At 69.0% G+C, this 17,546-nt stretch carries 20 protein-coding genes and 2 tRNA genes; 10 read left to right on the plus strand and 12 right to left on the minus strand.

Features of this window, described 5'->3' with window-relative positions; translation table 11 throughout:
* Positions 1-102 precede the first annotated feature (102 nt).
* The 3 genes from P0R32_RS12870 to P0R32_RS12880 all read left to right on the plus strand — a co-directional run bounded on the left by P0R32_RS12870 (position 103) and on the right by P0R32_RS12880 (position 3,038).
* Positions 103-1,188, plus strand: coding sequence for a phosphotransferase family protein (locus tag P0R32_RS12870; protein ID WP_276237425.1), 1,086 nt, complete (start codon positions 103-105; stop codon positions 1,186-1,188).
* 79 nt (positions 1,189-1,267) lie between these two features.
* Positions 1,268-2,239 carry an alpha/beta fold hydrolase gene (locus P0R32_RS12875; RefSeq protein ID WP_276237426.1) on the plus strand — a complete coding sequence of 324 codons (972 nt, stop codon included), beginning with the start codon at positions 1,268-1,270 and terminating at the stop codon, positions 2,237-2,239.
* A gap of 157 nt (positions 2,240-2,396) precedes the next feature.
* Positions 2,397-3,038: a cupin domain-containing protein gene (locus tag P0R32_RS12880; RefSeq protein WP_276237427.1), complete on the plus strand. Its 642-nt coding sequence runs from the start codon at positions 2,397-2,399 to the stop codon at positions 3,036-3,038.
* Positions 3,039-3,089: 51 nt separating this feature from the next.
* On the opposite strand, the gene P0R32_RS12885 is transcribed toward P0R32_RS12880, so the two are convergent.
* From P0R32_RS12885 to P0R32_RS12910, 6 genes are all read right to left on the minus strand, one after another.
* Positions 3,090-3,485: a Zn-ribbon domain-containing OB-fold protein gene (locus P0R32_RS12885; RefSeq protein ID WP_276237428.1), complete on the minus strand. Its 396-nt coding sequence runs from the start codon at positions 3,483-3,485 to the stop codon at positions 3,090-3,092.
* Positions 3,482-4,648, minus strand: coding sequence for a thiolase domain-containing protein (locus P0R32_RS12890; protein ID WP_276237429.1), 1,167 nt, complete (start codon positions 4,646-4,648; stop codon positions 3,482-3,484). Before P0R32_RS12890 ends, P0R32_RS12885 begins: the two co-directional genes overlap by 4 nt.
* A 189-nt stretch (positions 4,649-4,837) precedes the next feature.
* Positions 4,838-5,368, minus strand: coding sequence for a 50S ribosomal protein L16 (locus P0R32_RS12895; RefSeq protein ID WP_276237431.1), 531 nt, complete (start codon positions 5,366-5,368; stop codon positions 4,838-4,840).
* Positions 5,369-5,489: 121 nt separating this feature from the next.
* Complete coding sequence (nucS, locus tag P0R32_RS12900) at positions 5,490-6,221, minus strand: endonuclease NucS (protein WP_276237432.1); 732 nt, start codon at positions 6,219-6,221, stop codon at positions 5,490-5,492.
* 189 nt (positions 6,222-6,410) lie between these two features.
* A complete protein-coding gene (locus P0R32_RS12905; protein WP_276237433.1) occupies positions 6,411-6,605 on the minus strand; it encodes a cold-shock protein in 195 nt (64 codons plus the stop codon).
* A gap of 176 nt (positions 6,606-6,781) precedes the next feature.
* Entirely contained in the window at positions 6,782-7,096 is a 315-nt protein-coding gene (locus P0R32_RS12910) for an EthD family reductase (RefSeq protein ID WP_276237434.1), read from the minus strand.
* Positions 7,097-7,294: 198 nt separating this feature from the next.
* On the opposite strand from P0R32_RS12910, the gene P0R32_RS12915 reads away from it, so the two are divergent.
* Both P0R32_RS12915 and P0R32_RS12920 read left to right on the plus strand, forming a co-directional pair.
* Entirely contained in the window at positions 7,295-8,290 is a 996-nt protein-coding gene (locus P0R32_RS12915) for a polysaccharide deacetylase family protein (RefSeq protein WP_276237435.1), read from the plus strand.
* The gene (locus P0R32_RS12920; protein WP_276237436.1) at positions 8,287-9,078 is read left to right on the plus strand and encodes a formyltransferase family protein; all 792 of its coding nucleotides are present in this window, start codon (positions 8,287-8,289) and stop codon (positions 9,076-9,078) included. Before P0R32_RS12915 ends, P0R32_RS12920 begins: the two co-directional genes overlap by 4 nt.
* Positions 9,079-9,089: 11 nt before the next feature.
* Here P0R32_RS12920 and P0R32_RS12925 read toward each other — a convergent pair whose 3' ends face one another.
* From P0R32_RS12925 to P0R32_RS12945, 5 genes are all read right to left on the minus strand, one after another.
* Positions 9,090-9,533 (minus strand): DoxX family protein, encoded by a 444-nt coding sequence (locus tag P0R32_RS12925; RefSeq protein WP_390219264.1) that lies wholly within the window; start codon positions 9,531-9,533, stop codon positions 9,090-9,092.
* An 83-nt stretch (positions 9,534-9,616) separates the two neighbouring features.
* Positions 9,617-9,886: a hypothetical protein gene (locus P0R32_RS12930; RefSeq protein WP_276237437.1), complete on the minus strand. Its 270-nt coding sequence runs from the start codon at positions 9,884-9,886 to the stop codon at positions 9,617-9,619.
* A 138-nt stretch (positions 9,887-10,024) separates the two neighbouring features.
* Positions 10,025-10,098 (minus strand) — tRNA-Phe (locus P0R32_RS12935).
* A gap of 60 nt (positions 10,099-10,158) precedes the next feature.
* Positions 10,159-10,740, minus strand: a complete 582-nt coding sequence (locus tag P0R32_RS12940) for a hypothetical protein (protein ID WP_276237438.1) — start codon at positions 10,738-10,740, stop codon at positions 10,159-10,161.
* 302 nt (positions 10,741-11,042) lie between these two features.
* A tRNA-Val gene (locus tag P0R32_RS12945) sits at positions 11,043-11,115 on the minus strand.
* Positions 11,116-11,223: 108 nt separating this feature from the next.
* Between P0R32_RS12945 and P0R32_RS12950 the strand changes: the two genes are divergently transcribed.
* From P0R32_RS12950 to P0R32_RS12970, 5 genes are all read left to right on the plus strand, one after another.
* The gene (locus P0R32_RS12950) at positions 11,224-11,718 is read left to right on the plus strand and encodes a DUF192 domain-containing protein (RefSeq protein ID WP_276237439.1); all 495 of its coding nucleotides are present in this window, start codon (positions 11,224-11,226) and stop codon (positions 11,716-11,718) included.
* Between the two features lie 97 nt (positions 11,719-11,815).
* Positions 11,816-13,753, plus strand: coding sequence for an ABC transporter ATP-binding protein (locus tag P0R32_RS12955; RefSeq protein ID WP_276237440.1), 1,938 nt, complete (start codon positions 11,816-11,818; stop codon positions 13,751-13,753).
* 69 nt (positions 13,754-13,822) lie between these two features.
* Positions 13,823-14,230, plus strand: coding sequence for a hypothetical protein (locus P0R32_RS12960; RefSeq protein ID WP_276237441.1), 408 nt, complete (start codon positions 13,823-13,825; stop codon positions 14,228-14,230).
* Positions 14,231-14,293: 63 nt separating this feature from the next.
* Positions 14,294-15,520, plus strand: coding sequence for a phosphoglycerate kinase (locus P0R32_RS12965; protein ID WP_276237442.1), 1,227 nt, complete (start codon positions 14,294-14,296; stop codon positions 15,518-15,520).
* A gap of 52 nt (positions 15,521-15,572) precedes the next feature.
* A complete protein-coding gene (locus tag P0R32_RS12970) occupies positions 15,573-16,064 on the plus strand; it encodes a metallophosphoesterase (RefSeq protein WP_276237443.1) in 492 nt (163 codons plus the stop codon).
* 134 nt (positions 16,065-16,198) lie between these two features.
* Here P0R32_RS12970 and P0R32_RS12975 read toward each other — a convergent pair whose 3' ends face one another.
* On the minus strand, positions 16,199-17,275 hold the full coding sequence (locus P0R32_RS12975; RefSeq protein WP_276237444.1) for a type II glyceraldehyde-3-phosphate dehydrogenase: 1,077 nt from the start codon (positions 17,273-17,275) through the stop codon (positions 16,199-16,201).
* Positions 17,276-17,546 lie beyond the last annotated feature (271 nt).

The following is a 17,546-nucleotide window of genomic DNA, read 5'->3' on the forward strand; positions in this document are numbered from 1 at the left end:
TTCGGTCGCCGGGGGAAAACAGTACCCCCGAGTGCCGTCCGTGACCGCCGTGCGCGTCGTCGACCCCCGCCGCTTTTGCCGGGAGGTGTGCAACCAGGGGACATGACCGACGCCGACGCCCCCGGCGACTCCGAGGCGTACTTCCGGCGCCTCGTCGACCCCGACCGCCTCCGCGCGTACCTCGCCGACGAGTTGGGACCAGCCGAGGAGTTCGACGTGCGCCGCCACCCCGAGGGCCACTCCAACGAGACGCTGTTCGTCACCTACGGCGACCGCGAGTTGGTGATCCGCCGCCCGCCGCCGGGCGAGACCGCAGAGACCGCCCACGACGTGCTCCGGGAGTTCCGCGTGATGGACGCGCTCCAGGACACCCCGGTGCCGCTCCCCGAGACGGTGCTCGCGTGCGAGGACCACGACGTGCTCGGGTCGGACTTCTACGTGATGGGGCGCACCGCGGGCGACGTGCTCCGCGACGACGAACCCGAGCGCTTCGCCGCGCCCGAGCACCGCCAGCGCGTCGGCGAGGAGTTGGTCGACGGGCTCGCGGCGGTCCACGCCGTCGACCCCGAGGCAGTCGGACTGGCGGACTTCGGCCGCCCCGCCGGGTTCACCGAACGACAGGTCGACCGGTGGGCCAAACAGTTCCAGTGGGCGTTCGACGTGACCACCGAGGAGCGCGCCGTCCCCGAAATCGCCGAGGTGACCGAGTGGCTCCAGGCGAACGTCCCGGCCGACCACGAGCACACGCTCGTCCACGGCGACTACAAACTGGACAACGTGATGTACGGGCCCGGAACGTCGCCCGAGTTGGTCGCCGTCTTCGACTGGGAACTGTCTGCGCTGGGCGACCCGCTCACTGATCTGGGGTGGATGCTCTCCTTCTGGCGCGACCCCGGAGACCACGCGCCCGCGACGCCGGAACTCACGGCGACGTTCATGGAGCGCGAGGGGTACCCGAGTCGACGCGACCTCGTCGCCCGCTACGAGGAGGCGACGGGCATCGACTACGAGCACGACCGGTTCTACCGCACGCTCGCCGTCTACAAGCTGGCGGCGCTCGGCGAGATGTTCTTCCGGCGCTACTTGGAGGGGAACAGCGACGACCCGCTGTACCCGACGATGGAGACGCGGGTACCCGCGATGGCCGAGCGGTGTCTGCGGATCATCGAAGGGGAGGAACCGCTGTAGCCGGGGCCGCACCCGTACGTGTGCCGTGGTGGCAGCCGTCGCCACCCGAACTAAGTTCTCCGCGACCCTACACGACGCTATGACTCTCCGATCGAAGCTCTCCTCGACCGCGAAGTACGCCCTCCTCGGCGCGGGCGCCGCCGTCGTCGCGACGAAGGCCCTGCGCGCGATGGCTGGCGAACTCGAACCGCCGCTGGACGGGATGCACCACAGCTTCCGTTGGCGGGGCATGGACGTCGCCTACACCGAGGCCGGCGACGAGGACGACCAGACCGTGGTGCTGCTCCACGGCATCAACGCCGCCGGGTCGGCGGGCGAGTGGCGCGAGGTGTTCGCCGCACTCTCGAAGGAGTACCACGTCGTCGCGCCGGACCTGCCCGGCTTCGGGCGCTCGGACCGACCGCCGCTGCGCTACTCGGCGGCGCTGTACGAGGACTTCGTCCGCTACTTCCTCGGGGAGTTCCCCGGCGCGCGCGTCGTCGCCTCCTCGCTGACGAGCGCGTACGTCGTCGGCGTCGCCGACGGACTCGACGTCGCCGACCTGACGCTCGTGTGCCCGACCGCCGTCGCGGGGCCGGAGCCGCCGAAGACCGCCGTCCGAGAGCTGATCCGGACACCGGTCGTCGGCGACGCCGTGTTCGGCCTCATCACCTCGAAGCCCTCCATCGACTACTTCAACGCCGACCACGGCTACTGGGACCCGGAGAAGGCCGGCGAGGACTGGCCCGACTACGAGTGGCGCACGACCCACCAGAAGGGCGCTCGCTTCGCCCCGGCGTCGTTCGTCTCGGGGTTCCTCAACAGCGACGTGGATCTGGCGAGCGCGCTCGCCGCCGTCGACGTGCCGACGACGCTCGTGTGGGGTCGCGAAGCCGACCTCCCGCCGCTGTCGACAGGGCGGGAGTTGGCCGACGCCGCCGGCTGTGAGTTGGTCGTGTTCGACGACGCGATGCTGCTCCCCCACGTCGAGTTCGGCGACCAGTTCGTCTCGGTCGTCTCGGGTGAGCGACCCGACGAGACCGTGACGGTGGAGCAAGAGACCGAGGAGTGAGGGACTGCGGCGGCGTCGCCCCGACAGCGCTCCCGCGGACGACCTGATGTGAGACGGAAGCTGCCGATAGTGCTACCTCCGTTCGTGTCGACGTTATGACGGGTCTACGTCCGCTCGTTCGGACGGCGCCGGACGACCGGAATCGACCCCCAGAGCCATGACAACCGACGAGAACCGCGTTCGCGCGGACGATTCGGTGGCGGATAGAATCCCCCTGCTCCCCGTCGGGGCGTCGCGCCGACGGGTGCTCGCCTCGACGGCGGGCGTCGGGGCGGTCGCACTCGCCGGCGTGCCGTACGCCGCCGTCGCGAGCGAGCACGAGGGCGAGAACGGCAACGGCGAGGACGACGGTGAGAACGGCGGCGACGGCGGCGGTGAGGTCGACGCCCCGGAGGGCTTCGAGGTCGAGGTGCTGGCGCCGCACGCGTCGTTCGTGGGAGACGTGGCGGCGGCGTTCTCCGTGTGGTACGACGACGGCGAGACGGAACTCGGGCTGGTGAAGGACGCCTCGACCGTCCTGGTCGCGAGGGTGACCATTGCGCCGAACGGCACCTCCGGCTGGCACGTCCACCCGGGCCCGGTGCTGGTGAGCGTCGTCGAGGGCACAATCGACATCACGATCGACGAGGACTGCCGGACTCGGACGTTCGGGACGGGGGAGGCGTACCTCGACACCGGCACCCACGCCGAGGTCGCGACCAACCCCAGCGAGACGGACCCTGCCGTCCTCTACGCCGTCTTCCTCGGCGTGCCGGACGGCGAGTCCCCGACGAACTGGGTGGAGCCGCGCGACTGCTGAGGCGAGCCCGACGGCGCGGTCGGGGCCGACCCCGACCGCCCGATTAGGCGCTCAGGCCGGCCGGAACACGATCAGCCGGTTCCCAGTCGCGCCGTTCGTCTCCACGTCCGGGCGCATCGGGTCGCCGATGGCGACCTCGTCGCCCGCGACGTCGCGAACGATACCCGTGATCCGCACGGGGCCGAAGTCGACGACCGCCGTGACGTACGGCGGTTCGACGCCGAACCCCGAGGGGGCGACGTGGATCTCCGAGAACGTTGCGACCGTGCCCGTCTCGGGGAGCGTCGCCTCCGAGAGGTCGGTGCTGCCGCACTCAGGACAGACGCGCCGCGGCGGGAGACTCCCGTGGCCGTTCGCGCACTCGACGTAGTACCCGTCGTCCGCGAGCGCGTCCGCCCACTCGTCGTACCCCGTGTTCGCGGGCACGTCGGGGTCGGACTCGCTCATTCTGCCACCTCCAGCACGTGGACGACGGCACTCGCGACCGTCCCGCCCGCGTTGTGGGCGAGGCCGACCGTCGCGTCGGCCACGGCGTCGCTGTTCGGGTGGTCACCACGCAACAGGCGGGTCAACTCTGCGATCTGAGAGCCGCCGGTCGCGCCGACGGGGTGGCCCTTCGCCTTCAGGCCGCCCGAGAGGTTCACCGGAAGGTCGCCGTCGCGAGTGGTGTCGCCGCGGCGGGCGGCACCGATCCCCTCGCCCGGTTCGAAGAAGCCGAGCGCCTCCAACGCCATGACCTCCGCGATGGTGAAGCAGTCGTGGACTTCCGCGACCTCCACGTCGTCGCTGGTGACGCCGGCGTCGGCGTACGCCTCCTCGGCGGCGTCAGTGGCCGCAGGGGTGCGGGCCATGTCCGCGCGGTCCTGGAGCGCGGCGCGGTCGCCACCCTGCCCGGTGCCGGTGATCGCGACCGACGCGTCCAGGTCGTGCTCGGCGGCGAACTCCTCGGAGACGAGCACGAGCGCGCTCGCCCCGTCAGTGATCGGACACGCGTCGAACAAGTGCAGCGGCGAGGCGACCTCGGGGGAGTCGAGCGCCTGCTCGACGCTGATCTCGCGCTGGTACTGTGCGTACTCGTTGGGCACCGCGTTGGCGTGGTTCTTCACCGCGACGTGGGCGAGATCCTCGCGGCCCCCGCCGTACTCGTCGAAGTAGGCCCGGGCCATCAGCGCGTACGCCCCGGGGAAGGTGACGCCCGCGCGCACCTCGAACAGTTCGTCGGCGGCGACCGCCAGCGACTCGGTCACCTCGGCGGTCGAGAGGTTCGTCATGCGCTCCATCCCGCCGGCGAGCATCACGTCGTTCTCGCCCGAGCGGATGGCACGGACGGCCTCGCGGACGGCGACGCCCGCGGAGGCGCACGCCTCCTCGTAGCGCGTGCCCGCACACCGCAGCCCCGCCGCCTCCGTCATCACGGGCGCCTGGTGGCCCTGTCGCTCGGCGAGCGCGCCCATGAAGTTCCCGTAGTTGAGGTGTTCAACGTCGTCGCCGTCGACGCCAGCGTCGTCGAGCGCGGCCAGCGCCGCCTCCGCGAACAGGTCGCGACCCGTCCGACCATCGTGCGCCCCGAATCGGGTGAGGCCGACGCCCGCGACTCGTACTCCAGTCATCGTGGATCGGTGCTCGCCGGGCGGGGAAATGCCTGCCGGAGTTTCGCGTCGTGGCCGCCGCTGTCGTGCGAATTTACTCGATAGCGTGTTCAGACCCGGTGGGCCCGCGCGGCCAATTGGCGACGGCGGCGCCGCTGGAGCGTGTGAAAACGGAAGGAAGTCCCGGACCGTCCGGGCGTCGCGACCGGATTACCGGACGAGCAGGTCCTCGCCCTTCTCCACGACGACGCGGAACGGCGGGGACATCTTGTTGTAGGCGCGGCGGTACGCCTCCTTGACGGCGTCGGCCTGGTCGACGTCGACGTAGGCGGTGAACACGGTGTCGCCCTTGTGCATGCGGGCGGCGGTGCCCACGGGCTTGCCGAACGCCTGGCGCATCCCGTCGGAGACACGGTCGGCGCCCGCCCCGGTCGCCTGCTTGTTCTCGCGCAGGATCTGGTGCGGGAACTTGCGCAGGACCATCTTGTAGTTGCCCTCGCCGAGTTCGCGGATGAGGTGGCGGTTGGCCGACAGGCGCGCGCTCTCGAGCGAGCCGTGGCGGATCTGGACGTCCTCCTCGGTGACCAGCGAGATGTGGACGGGGAAGTCCTCGGGGTCTTTGGTCAGGTCGCCCATGTTGTGCTGTGCGATCTTCGAGCCAGGGATACCGGTGACGTAGTCCCGTCGCGTGTACGACGGCTTGTCGATCTCCCGGTACATGGAGGCCGGTTTGTCGGACATGGTTACTTGTCCGAGTCGACGGCGGTCCCGGGGTTAAACCCTACGTTTCGCCGCCCCGACGTGGGGCGCGTCCACACGACCCGCCCCGACGCGTTCCGAACCCCCGCATCTAGCGCGCCGGTCACTCGTCGTCGCTCGCGGCCGGGTCGACGGCGACGTGTTCGAGTTCTTCCTCCGCGAGCAGGTCGCGCGCCCGGTCGGTGACCGACGGCGCCACCAGCACTCCACGAACCTCGGTGCCGTCCGGCTCCTCACGTTCGATAGCGTTCACGTACCGAGCCAACTGGCCCGCCGCGTCAGGGCCGACGCGGCGGCGCTTCAGTTCCACTACGACCGGACGACCCTCGGCGTCGCGCCCGAACACGTCGATGTGGCCGGCCTCGGACTCGCGCTCGGTCGCCAGCGGCTCGAACCCCGCCTCGACGAGGCTGGGGTCGGCGACGATGCGCTCCTTCAGGTCGGCCTCGCTCCCGACCACCTCGACGTCTCGGCCGCCGGTGACGCCGTAGGCCGCGAGGTGGTCGACGGCGGAGAACCGCACGTCGAGCGTCTCCGCGGGCGTGGTGCGGACGCTCCGGACGCGCAGTCGCCCGTCGCGGACCGCCGCGCGGTGCTCGCTGCCGGGGGGTTGCCAGTTCACCGGCGTGCGGCCCTCGTCGGTGTGGACGAGCGCCGACCCGTCGGGCTTGAGCACGAGCAGTCGCGCGCCCGGCCCCAACGACGACGCGGCGCGACCGTCGTACTCGACCGTGCAGGTGCCGAACAGCGTCACCACGTCGCCGCGCTCGAACGCGGCCTCCAGTTCCCACAGCGCCTCGCGGTGCGACGGCTCGTGGAGCGTCGTCGCCGTCACCGCGACCACCCGCCGACCGTATTCACGGCAGGCGATTCGGTGGCGACGTGAATAAGCACCGCGACGACCGGAGGCGGTGCCGGCGCCGCCGCTCGCGAGCGACCGTGCCGGCCCGTGACCGAGACGGCTGTCGCTCGTCGGTGTGAAAAATGTGGAAAACTGCGGGTACGGCGCGGTGCCGTCGGAACCTTACAGGCGCTGCAGGTTCTTCGCGCGGGGGCCCTTCTCGGCCTCCTCGATATCGAACTCGACCTCCTGACCCTCCTCCAGGTCGGGGCCGCCGACGTCCTCCATGTGGAAGAACACGTCCTCGTCCGCGTCGTCAGTCTCGATGAATCCGTAGCCGCCGGTGTCGTTGAAGAAGTCGACCTTCCCAGTTGCCATACACGACACGAGCGGAGGGCGACGGATAACCCTTCCGAGTCGCCGACGCCATGCCAACGACCCACTCGACCCGGGAGATCCGTGGGCGTTCCCCCGACTTCGCGTCGGTTCTGCCCTGAATCGCCCCCAGAAGCTCCGGGGGACGGCCAGTCTCGCGCGACTCGGTCCGGGTGGCGCTACTCGACGACGACGTGCTCGTCGAGCACGACGCGCTCGGCGGCGTCCATCTCGGCGAACGACTCGGCGTCGGCGGTCACCTTGCGACCGAGGTCGGAGCCGAACGCCTCGGCCATCGTCTCGGCGTCCGGGAACCACAGTTCCGCGAGCGCGTCGTAGCTCGCCGACTCGGGGTCGTCCGGGAACGAGACGGTGTATCGCTCCAGTCCCGGCAGGTCCGCCGCCAGCGGCGCGTGCTCCTCGCGGTAGTAGCGCTGGAACCCCTCGAACGACGTTCCCTCCGCTCGACTGAGTGTGATCGCGAGTTTCGTCATCGGTCGCCCAATCGACCACGGGTGGCATAAAGCGCCCGGGGCGCTCGAGTGGCCCTCACTCTCGGCAGTAGGCAGTAAATATCGGCTCGAACGCCCACATCCTCTCAGCGAGCCTCCTCCCGAGGAGGGTGTATGCGGAGGATACGCGTCAGTACGAGCGTCGTACCAAATACCACGCAGTCTGTATGCCCGTCCGTCTTGACTGTCCACGATCCCGCGTCGCGACGCTCCCGGACCTCCGGTGCGACCGACGACGCCGACCCCGCGACGCTCACGCTCAGCATCGAGATCGAACTGGGGTGGGGTGTCCACGACCTCCCGGGCCACCCCCACCTCTCGCCGAACGGCGAGCAGGAGCGGCGCTACCTGCGGAAACTGCTCCGCGCCGCCGACGAACACGGCGTCCCCATCTCGTTCGACATCGTGGGGCACCTGCTCCTCGACGAGTGCGACGGTGACCACCCGGGGCCGTACCGCCCCGGGTGGTTCGACGCCGACCCGGGGACCGACCTCGCGACGGACCCGCTGTTCTACGCGCCCGACGTGGGGCGCGCCGTACTCGACGCCGACGTCGACCACGAACTGTGCACGCACACGTTCTCACACGTGCTGTGCGGACACGAACCCCGCTCCGTCGTCGAGCACGAACTGGAGGCGTCGCTCGCGCTCCACGACGACCTCGGCGTGACCGTGCGCTCCATCGTGCCGCCGCGCCACTCGCGACCGCCCAACGACCTCCTCGCCGAGCACGGAATCCAGGTCGCCAGGTACGCTATTCCGACGAGCGGCGGGAGCCGGATCAGTCGGCTCCGTGAACTCACCGTCGGGCCACACCCCCTGTGGAACGCGCAGGAGGTCGACGGCGTCGTCGAGACGTACTGCACGACCTACCCCTCGCTGACGGCATCGTCGCTCCCGTCGGGCCAGAGCCCGACGCCCTCGCTGTTCCGGCCGCTCCCGTTACGCGCCCGCAAGCGTATCCACGGTCGCTACCTCCGGCGGAGCACCGAGCGAGCGATGGAGACTGGGAAGCCGCTCCACCTGTGGTGTCACCTCTACGACCTCAGCAACGAGCACCAGTGGGCGGTTGTCGAGGACTACCTGGCGTACCTCGGCTCGCTCCCCGAGGAGGCGTTGACCGTCCGGACGATGGAAGAACTCGCGTCACCGACCTCGCCACTCGTCGCACGATGAGGGTCTGTCTGCTCGCCCCCGGCGACACGCTGCCACGCTGGCAGGCGGACGCGCTCACACATCTCTTGGTGAACACCGACGCGGAGGTGACGAGCGTGGTGTACGATGAGTACGAGGCGGACCGCACGACCGTCGAGGCGATCAAACGGGGCGTGGAGCTTCGCGAGTGGGCAGTCGTCGCCACGCTCAGCGACGCGCTCGCCGGTCCGATGCCCGAACGCGACCGCGTCCCACTCGCCGACGTGGTCGACCTCGAAGCGGTCCCCACGTGGTCGGTCGAGCCACGGATCGTCGACGGGTGGAAACGTGAGATCCCAGCAGCAGTCGCCGAGGCGGTGGCCGACAAGTCCGACATCGGCCTCCGGTACGCGTTCGGCTTCCTCGTCGGGCCAATCTTGACTGCGCTGGAGCACGGGATACTCAGCTTCCACCACGGCGACCTCCGCGAGTACCGCGGTCAGCCGATGGGGTTCTGGGAGTTCGTCAACGGCGACGACGAGGTCGGGATCACCGTCCAACTGATCGACGAGACGCTCGACGCCGGTCGCGTCGCCGCCCTCAAGCGGGTGCCGATCGGCGACCTCCACACGTGGGAGACGGTCAAACGGCGACTCCTCTCGGAGTCGGAGGACATGCTCACGCGGTCGGTGCGGGCGGTCGAGGCCGGCACGATCCGGGAACCGGACTCGTTAGGCAACCTGTACACGCACCCGAAGGGGCGACCGGTCGCGACGTTCGCCGCGCGCAACGCGATCGGGCGTGTGCGCGAAGTCGTCGGCGCAGACTGACACCCGCCACCTCACTCGTCGTCGGGCATCGGCGTCGTGTACCACCACGCCCACGCCGCGAGCACGGCCTGTAGCGGGAGTCGTGCCCACAGTGCGGCGTCCGGCACGTCGTCGACGGCGTCGAGGTCGAGGTCGCGCACGGCCATGTTCACGTTTGCGGGGAAGACGGCGAGCAGCAGCACGACGAGTCCCTTCGCGGCGGCGGTCCGCGTCCGCGGGATCAACACGCCGACGCCGAGGGCGACCTCGGCGACGCCCGACAGGTACACTAGGAGGCGCGGGCGCGGGAGTTCCCGCGGCACGATCCGCTCGAACGGCGCCGGTCGCAGCAGGTGGAGGACGCCCGCGAGGACGTACGCGGCGCTCATCAGGTACAGTAGCGGGCGTTTGAGTCGGGCGAGGCGAGCGGACAAGGGGCCAGTAGCGGTCCCCGTCTCGGAGTCGAGTGAGTCCACGGTCACATCTCGGCCCCGACCGTCACGTATCTATCGCCGACCCGTGAGAGGCCACGACTGGCTGGGTCGACGACGACGCCCCGTCAGCCCTCGATCTTCTCGACGATCTTCCGGGCCTGTTCGCGCGCCTTCGACTCACCGACGGTCTTCTTCACGAGGACGCTCTGGACGACCCAGTCGCCCTCCTCGCGCCGCCTGCCGGTTCGGACCTCGCTCCCCGCCGACACCGAGCGGGCGACGTCTGCCGCCCAGTCCGGGGTGCGGATCTCGTCGAACTCGTCGGGGTCGCGAAACCTGACGTGGACGAACTCCTCGCCGACGTCGGTCGTCTCGATCTCGGGGATGGTCGCCATACCGGCGTGTACGACAGGTTCGTCCATAGGAGTCCTTCTCGTTCCTGGCCGGTCGGAACTCGCCGGGTGTCAGTGGGTTCCGGGTGCGCCGAGTCGCGGTCGCTCACGCTGCTCGGTCACGGTGTCGGCGAGAGAATATGCCGCCTCCCCGATTTGAACGGGGGACAGCTCGATCTTCAGTCGAGTGCTCTCCCAGTCTGAGCTAAGGCGGCCTATCTCGACGAATCGCCGCAGTACGAAAAAGCGTTTCGAATCGCCACGCGGGCGGGCGGTCAGCGGACGTCGCGCCGCTCTCTGAACGTGATCGTCACGTCGTCCGACTCGATGGTGGTGACGATCGTGATCCAGCCGTCGGCCTGCTGGACCTGGTACGCCTCCGAGAACGACAGCTCTACGCGGCTCGTCTCGGTCGTGGAGCCGCCGGCGTCCATCGCGCCCACGTCGCGTTTCCCCTCCCACACCATATCGCCCTGGTCGGTCGAGTTACCTGCGTAGATACGCGTGAACACGCTGACGCCGGTCGCCGTCTCGTTTCGGTTGTTGTCGAGGCGGACGGTCACGTCCCGACACGTCTGACCGCACTGCTCGATGGACTGGACGGCGAACGTGTACGGCGGCAGGGAGTTCGTGTCGTCGTCGCCGGCCGACGCGCTGTCGGCAGCCGCGTCGCCAGACCCGTCCGCCCCGGCGTCGTCGTAGACGGTCCCGGTCGACTGCGGGGTTTCGGTGACCGTGTCCGAGCCGCCGCCGCCGAGGTCGCCCAGCGGACCGATGCCCGCGACGAACGCGGCGGCGCCGCCCACCGCGACGACGCCGACGATGGCGAGCACGGCGAGTATCCCTTTCGTGCTCATCTCGGATCCCCTCTGGAGGCGGACTGGTGCATCGTCCCGTTCGTGGGGTGTCGCAGGTAAAAGGTGGCACGGCCGTTCAGGTGACTATAGGCGAATTAACCGAAAGACAGCGGAGGGTACGTGGATTCTTCGGCACAGTGATCTGCACGCGACCTGTCCGCGACCTGCAAGCGACGGATACGTGCGTCACGTGGTCGTCGAGGTAGCCGGACGGGTGCGCTCGCGGGAGGGGTAGGCCGACGTAGGCCACGCTGTCGCCGAGGCGCGACAGCGCGCAGAACGCGGGGGTGCGACGGGAGGGATGGGCTCGGGCGGATTTGAACCACCGGTCTCTTCCTTGTAAGGGAAGCGTCATAACCACTAGACCACGAGCCCGTACCACCACGAACCGGCTGATAGCGAATAACGCTTCTGTTCCCGGGTCCCGCGTCCCGAACCGATCCCCCCGACACGCTTTCCCGAGCGGCCCACGTGCTCGATAGTATGTCCGTTCGTCGCCTCCGCTCGGTCGTCCTCCTCGCGTTCCTCGTCGCGCTGGCCGGGTGCACTGGCGCGGTGACGAGCGTCACGAACGACGGCGAGTACGACCGCACGACCGTCACCGTCGTCGACGAGGACGGCACCGACCTCGGCACGGTCGAGGTGCGCGTCGCCGACACCTTCGACAAGCGCTACACCGGCCTCTCCGACACCGAGTCGCTCGGGCCGAACGAAGGGATGCTGTTCGTCCACGGCAGCGAGGGCCAGCACGCGTACGTGATGCGCGACATGGCGTTCCCCATCGACATCGTGTTCGTCGCCGCGAACGGGAGCGTCACCCGCATCCACCACGCCGAACTGCCCCCCGAGGGGACGAGCGGCGGCGACCTGACGCGCTACCGCGGCACCGGGAAGTACGTCCTCGAAGTCCCGTACGGGTGGACGAACCGCACCGGCGTGAGCGTCGGCGACAGCGTCGAGATAGCCGGCGACTACTGAGCGTCGGCGATCTGGATCGCCGGCGCCGATCTGTCGATAGCGGGTGTTTCGATTCGAAGCGAACCGTTTAGGGTGCTGCTATCATTCAGGAGAACTAATGAGTCACCCCTCGGACGAGGACGACCCCTTCGAGGACATCCGCGAGAAGACGGACAACCCGATGAAACGGTTGTTCGCCGAGTATGGGGCGAAGAACACCCGCTACTTCGGCCTCGGCTTCTTCGGGAGTCTCGCCGCGCGGATCCTCGATCTCCTCCCACCGCTGTTGCTCGGGCTGGCGATCGACGCGATCTTCCTCCAGAACTCGCAGTTCGATCTCCCGCTGGTCCCGGACAGTCTGATCCCCGCTGGACAGCAGGACCAACTGCTGTTCAGCGTCGGGATCATCGCGTTCGCGTTCTTCGGCGGGTCGATCTTCCACTGGATCCGGAACTACGGCTGGAACTCCTTCGCGCAGAACATCCAGCACGACATCCGGACGGACACGTACGACAAGATGCAGCGGCTGAACATGGACTTCTTCGCCGAGAAGCAGACCGGCGAGATGATGTCCGTGCTGTCGAACGACGTGAACCGCCTCGAACGGTTCCTCAACGACGGGATGAACTCCGCGTTCCGCCTGTCGGTGATGGTGATCGGCATCGCGGGGATCATGTTCTGGATGAACCCCCGCCTCGCGCTCATCTCGCTCGTCCCCGTGCCGATCATCGCGGTGACGACGTGGAAGTTCATCGACGTCATCCAGCCGAAGTACGCCGACGTCCGCTCGACGGTCGGCCACCTCAACTCCCGGCTCGAGAACAACCTCGGCGGCATCAAGGTGATCAAGACGTTCAACACCGAGGGGTTCGAGTCCGAGCGCGTCGACGACGTCTCCTACGACTACTACGACGCCAATTGGGACGCCATCACCACGCGGATCAAGTTCTTCCCCGCGTTGCGGGTCATCGCCGGAGTCGGCTTCGTCATCACCTTCGCGGTCGGCGGCTTCTGGGTGCTGGGGCTGGCCCCCCTGTGGCTCACCGGCGGCGCCGAACTGCGCCCCGGGACGTTCGCGACGTTCATCCTCTACACCCAGCGGTTCATCTGGCCGATGGCGCAGTTCGGCTCCATCATCAACATGTACCAGCGCGCCCGCGCGTCCAGCGCCCGGCTGTTCGGCCTGATGGACACCCCCTCGCGCATCGTCGAGGACCCCGCCGCCGAGGACCTGGTCGTCTCCGACGGCGAGGTCGTGTACGACGACGTGTCGTTCGGCTACGACGAGGAGGAGGTCATCGTCGACGACATCTCCTTCGACGTCGACGGCGGCGAGACACTCGCGCTCGTCGGCCCGACCGGTGCCGGGAAGTCGACCGTCCTGAAGCTCCTGCTCCGGATGTACGACGTCGACGAGGGGAGCATCGAGATCGACGGGCAGGACATCCGCGACGTGACGATCCCGAGCCTCCGGCAGTCGCTCGGCTACGTCAGTCAGGACACGTTCATGTTCTACGGGACGGTCCGCGACAACATCGCCTACGGTACGTTCGACGCCGACGAAGACGAGATCGTCGAGGCCGCGAAGGCGGCGGAGGCGCACGACTTCATCCAGAACCTCCCCGAGGGTTACGACACCGAGATCGGTGAGCGCGGCGTAAAGCTCTCTGGCGGCCAGCGCCAGCGGCTCTCTATCGCCCGAGCGATCCTGAAGGACCCCGACATCCTCGTGCTCGACGAGGCGACCTCCGACGTGGACACGGAGACGGAGATGCTCATCCAGCGCTCCATCGACCGCCTCACCGAAGACCGCACCACCTTCGCCATCGCCCACCGCCTCTCGACGATCAAAGACGCCGACCAGATCGTCGTGCTTGAGGACGGCCGGATCGCCGAGCGCGGCACCCACGACGAACTGCTCGGCGACGACGGACTGTACGCCCACCTCTGGGGCGTGCAGGCGGGCGAAATCGACGAACTCCCCGAGGAGTTCATCGAGCGTGCGGCGCGACGCGCCTCGCGCACGGATGCGGAAGCGGAAGCGAGCGACGACTGAGGCCGAGGACGCGGCCGAGCAGGGAACCGGAGACGAAGGTTCTTGTCGGCGGTCGGAGACGTCCCGACGATGCCCTCCAGACGTGCGTTCGCCGCCGGTGCCGCATCGGCCGGTCTCGCCGGCATCTCCGGGTGTCTGTGGCGAACTGGCCTGTTTCGGGACACGCCGACCGTGTACGTGAACAACTACGACGACGTCGACCACGAGGTGGCACTGTCCGTCGTCGCCGCCGACGGCGCCGAGGCGTACCGCGACACCATCTCGATGCCGGCAGACACCCGCTACGAGCGCGACGGGCCGACGCTCACCGTCGGTCGCTACACCGTCACCGGGACGCTCGACGGCGACCTCGTCGACGAGTACCGCATGGCGCCGCTCGACACCCCGGTCTGGGGCACCCGCCTCCCGGACCTGATCCTCGAAGTTGACGGCGAGTTGGGTCGCTTCGCCGTCCTCGGGTCCGGCGGGACGCCGTGACCGTTCCGGGGCGTCGCCGTCGGTCATCACCACCTAAGTAGCGGACGCCCGAGCCACGACGTGATGAGCAGCTTCCGCACCCTCGACGACCTGCCCGCCGAGCAGCGCGTCCTCGTCCGCCTCGACCTCAACTCCCCGGTCGAGGACGGCGTCGTGCAGGACAACCGCCGCTTCTCCAGACACGCCGAAACCGTCGCAGAGTTGGCCGAGTCGGGCCACCGCGTCGCGCTCATGGCCCACCAAGGCCGCCCCGGGCGAGACACGTTCGTCTCGCTGGAGCAGCACGCCGACATCCTCGCCGAGCACGCCGGCGTCGACGTCGACTTCGTCGCCGACACGTTCGGCGACGACGCGCTCGCGGCGGTCCGCGACCTCGACGCGGGCGACGTGCTCCTGCTGGAGAACACCCGGATGACCGACGACGAGTTGCCCGAGAAAGCGCCCGAGGAGCACGCCGCCAGCGACTTCGTCCAGACGCTCGCGCCGGAGTTCGACGCGTACGTCAACGACGCGTACTCGGCGGCCCACCGCAAGCACGCGTCGCTCGTCGGCTTCCCGCTGAAGCTCCCGAGTTACGCGGGGCGCGTGATGGAGACGGAGTACGAGGCGAACACCGCCATTGCCGAGCGCGAGTTCGACGGCGACGTGACGATGGTCGTCGGCGGGACGAAAGCCACCGACGTCATCGGCGTGATGGAGGCGCTCGACGAGAAGGTCGACCAGTTCCTGCTCGGCGGCGTCGCCGGCGAGTTGTTCCTCCGCGCGGCGGGCTACCCCGTCGGCGAGGACGTGGACACCGAACTGTTCGACGAGCAGTGGAGCGCGAACGAGGAGACCATCCGCTCGGTGCTGGAAGAGCGACGCGACCAGGTGACGCTCGCGTCGGACCTGGCGTACGAGGACGCCGACGGCGAGCGCGGCGAGGTCGCCGTCGAGGACATCGTGGAGAAGACGCAGTCGTTCCTCGACGTCGGCTCCGACACGGTCGCCGACTACGAGCCGGTGATCCGCGACTCCGAGGCCGTGTTCGTGAAGGGCGCCCTCGGCGTGTTCGAGGACGAGCGCTTCAGCGTCGGCACCGTCGGCGTTTTGGAGGCCATCGCCGACACCGACTGTTTCTCGGTCGTCGGCGGCGGCGACACCTCCCGCGCCATCACGATGTACGGAATGTCGGAGGACGACTTCTCGCACGTCTCCATCGCCGGCGGCGCGTACATCCGCGCGCTCACCGGCGAGCCGCTGCCGGCCGTGGAGCTGTTGGTCCAGAGCGCAGCCGAGGACGCCGCGTAACCGGCCCGCTCGGGGGCCGGGATTCAAGCGAGTCGGCGACGAGGGTCGACCCATGTTGGTCGGCGTCGTCTCCGACACCCACGACAACGCACAGTACGTCGACAGGGCGGTCGACGTGTTCACCGAGGCCGGCGTCGACGCGGTGCTCCACTGCGGCGACGTGGTCGCCCCCTTCTCCGCGACGCCGTTCGACGGCGAGTGGGACTTCCACGCCGTCCGCGGCAACAACGACGGTGAGTGGGCGCTCGCGGACACGGTCCGCGAGTTCGGCACCTACCACGGCGAGTTCGCGGCGCTGACCCTCGACGGGACCGACTTCGCCGTCTACCACGGCACCAGCGAACCCATCGTCGACGCCCTGCTCGCGAGCGGCGACTACGACTACGTCTGCCGCGGCCACACCCACGAGCGCGTCCACGAGGAGCGCGGCGGGACGACCCACCTCAATCCCGGCGGCGTTCCGATCCCCGGTCGGGAGGAGGCCCCCGCGGCGCTGGTGGTCGACATTGCGTCGGGCGAGGTCACCGCTCACGAGTTGGGCTGACGGTCGACTGCAGAACAACCGAGGCCGTTGTCGCTCCCGGCAGTCGCGTTGGACTGGGCGGCTCGGCCCACGGACCTCGCCGCCGCCCGTCCGAGGTCGTTGTCGCTCCCGTCGGTCGCTCCAGCGGCCTCGCCTCAGTCGTCGCTGTTGCTCTTCGGCACCACGCGCTGGCGCTGCCCGTCGAACAGCGACTCCAGTCCGACGCCGAGCGTCTCGTCGGTCGTCGCCATACTCGTCTCCTGGTCCTCCCAGTCGAGCAGGGCACGGATCGCGTCGATGTTCTCCGGGATTACGTCCGACTCCTGGTGGATCGACTGGAACAGGTACAGATCCGAGCCCTCCATCGAGATGGAGTCCTCCCAGATGCAGTTCTCCCAGAGGTCGCCGCGCGGGCGCCCGGTGTCCATGGCGAACTCCTTCAGCTTCCCCGTGCCGTCGATGCCCGTCTCCTCGGGGACGAGGAACAGTCGCGACTCCGCGCCGAGCAACTCGCGCACCTCGGCGGCGGTCGGTTCGTCGTCGAGCGTGACGTTCACCGAGTGGAGGTGCATCAGCGTCGCGGGCACCTTCACACCGAGCGTGTCGATGTCCACGTCCGGGATGATCGTGTTCACGTCCGGGCCGTGGTGGGAGGGGACCGTCACCGGGTCCGGCAGGATGTCGTTGATCGGGCCGCGAGAGGTCTGCCCGGGGTCGCCGCCGCGACGGACGAGCGTGACGCGCGCCTTCTCGACGCCGTACTCCTCGATGAGCGGCGCGAGCAGTCGGGAGAGCCCGGTCGTGTTGCAGGAGACGACGCGCGCGATGTCGACGTCGTCGGCGCGCGCCAGGTCGTAGTTTGCGCGGGCGTTGAAGCTCACGTCCGCCACGTCGGCGCCCTCGCCGCCCTGGAGGATGGCGGGCGTGTCGTAGCGCTCGTACAGTTCGCAGTTGTCCGCCCCGATGCCGGAGGGCGTCGTGTCGACGATGACGTCGGCGGTCATCACCATATCTTCGGCCTCCCCCGCGAGGTCGATGCCGGCGTCGCGGAACTGGTCGGCCCGCTCCGGGATCGCGGCGTACAGCGGGTACCCCTTCCTGACTGCCGCTTCGGCCTCGAAGTTCGGGCGTGTCTTCGCGACGCCGATCAGTTTCATATCGGGCTGTGCGGCCACCGCGTCGGCGACGCGCTTGCCGATGGTGCCGTAGCCGTTGACGCCCACCTGTATCATTGTCGAATCCTCCTTCGGCACGGGGGTTAATCGTTACGACACCGTTAATCGGAAAACAACTACAGACCGAGTAATACCTCCGAATTCGGTCGATGCGGGATCTCGGACACTGCCGGTTCGGCGGCGACGAGAGGCGTGGACGGGGAACGTCGACCCGTGGACCGACTGGGAAACTGATTCACTGGCCGACGGGGCGGCTGATCCACCGGCTGAGGACTGACCGGCTGAGGAGCCGACTGGCCGACTCGCCGAGGGGCCGACTGCTCCCGAC

It is taken from the genome of Halobaculum marinum, assembly GCF_029338555.1.
GTDB lineage: Archaea > Halobacteriota > Halobacteria > Halobacteriales > Haloferacaceae > Halobaculum > Halobaculum marinum.

Excerpts from the sequence above, each read along its gene's own strand:
- P0R32_RS12870 (WP_276237425.1), top strand. The coding sequence starts at position 103 with ATGACCGACGCCGACGCCCCCGGCGACTCCGAGGCGTACTTCCGGCGC.
- P0R32_RS12875 (WP_276237426.1), top strand. The coding sequence starts at position 1,268 with ATGACTCTCCGATCGAAGCTCTCCTCGACCGCGAAGTACGCCCTCCTC.
- P0R32_RS12880 (WP_276237427.1), top strand. The coding sequence starts at position 2,397 with ATGACAACCGACGAGAACCGCGTTCGCGCGGACGATTCGGTGGCGGAT.
- P0R32_RS12885 (WP_276237428.1), bottom strand. The coding sequence starts at position 3,485 with ATGAGCGAGTCCGACCCCGACGTGCCCGCGAACACGGGGTACGACGAG.
- P0R32_RS12890 (WP_276237429.1), bottom strand. The coding sequence starts at position 4,648 with ATGACTGGAGTACGAGTCGCGGGCGTCGGCCTCACCCGATTCGGGGCG.
- P0R32_RS12895 (WP_276237431.1), bottom strand. The coding sequence starts at position 5,368 with ATGTCCGACAAACCGGCCTCCATGTACCGGGAGATCGACAAGCCGTCG.
- P0R32_RS12905 (WP_276237433.1), bottom strand. The coding sequence starts at position 6,605 with ATGGCAACTGGGAAGGTCGACTTCTTCAACGACACCGGCGGCTACGGA.
- P0R32_RS12910 (WP_276237434.1), bottom strand. The coding sequence starts at position 7,096 with ATGACGAAACTCGCGATCACACTCAGTCGAGCGGAGGGAACGTCGTTC.
- P0R32_RS12920 (WP_276237436.1), top strand. The coding sequence starts at position 8,287 with ATGAGGGTCTGTCTGCTCGCCCCCGGCGACACGCTGCCACGCTGGCAG.
- P0R32_RS12930 (WP_276237437.1), bottom strand. The coding sequence starts at position 9,886 with ATGGCGACCATCCCCGAGATCGAGACGACCGACGTCGGCGAGGAGTTC.
- P0R32_RS12940 (WP_276237438.1), bottom strand. The coding sequence starts at position 10,740 with ATGAGCACGAAAGGGATACTCGCCGTGCTCGCCATCGTCGGCGTCGTC.
- P0R32_RS12950 (WP_276237439.1), top strand. The coding sequence starts at position 11,224 with ATGTCCGTTCGTCGCCTCCGCTCGGTCGTCCTCCTCGCGTTCCTCGTC.
- P0R32_RS12955 (WP_276237440.1), top strand. The coding sequence starts at position 11,816 with ATGAGTCACCCCTCGGACGAGGACGACCCCTTCGAGGACATCCGCGAG.
- P0R32_RS12960 (WP_276237441.1), top strand. The coding sequence starts at position 13,823 with ATGCCCTCCAGACGTGCGTTCGCCGCCGGTGCCGCATCGGCCGGTCTC.
- P0R32_RS12965 (WP_276237442.1), top strand. The coding sequence starts at position 14,294 with ATGAGCAGCTTCCGCACCCTCGACGACCTGCCCGCCGAGCAGCGCGTC.
- P0R32_RS12970 (WP_276237443.1), top strand. The coding sequence starts at position 15,573 with ATGTTGGTCGGCGTCGTCTCCGACACCCACGACAACGCACAGTACGTC.
- P0R32_RS12975 (WP_276237444.1), bottom strand. The coding sequence starts at position 17,275 with ATGATACAGGTGGGCGTCAACGGCTACGGCACCATCGGCAAGCGCGTC.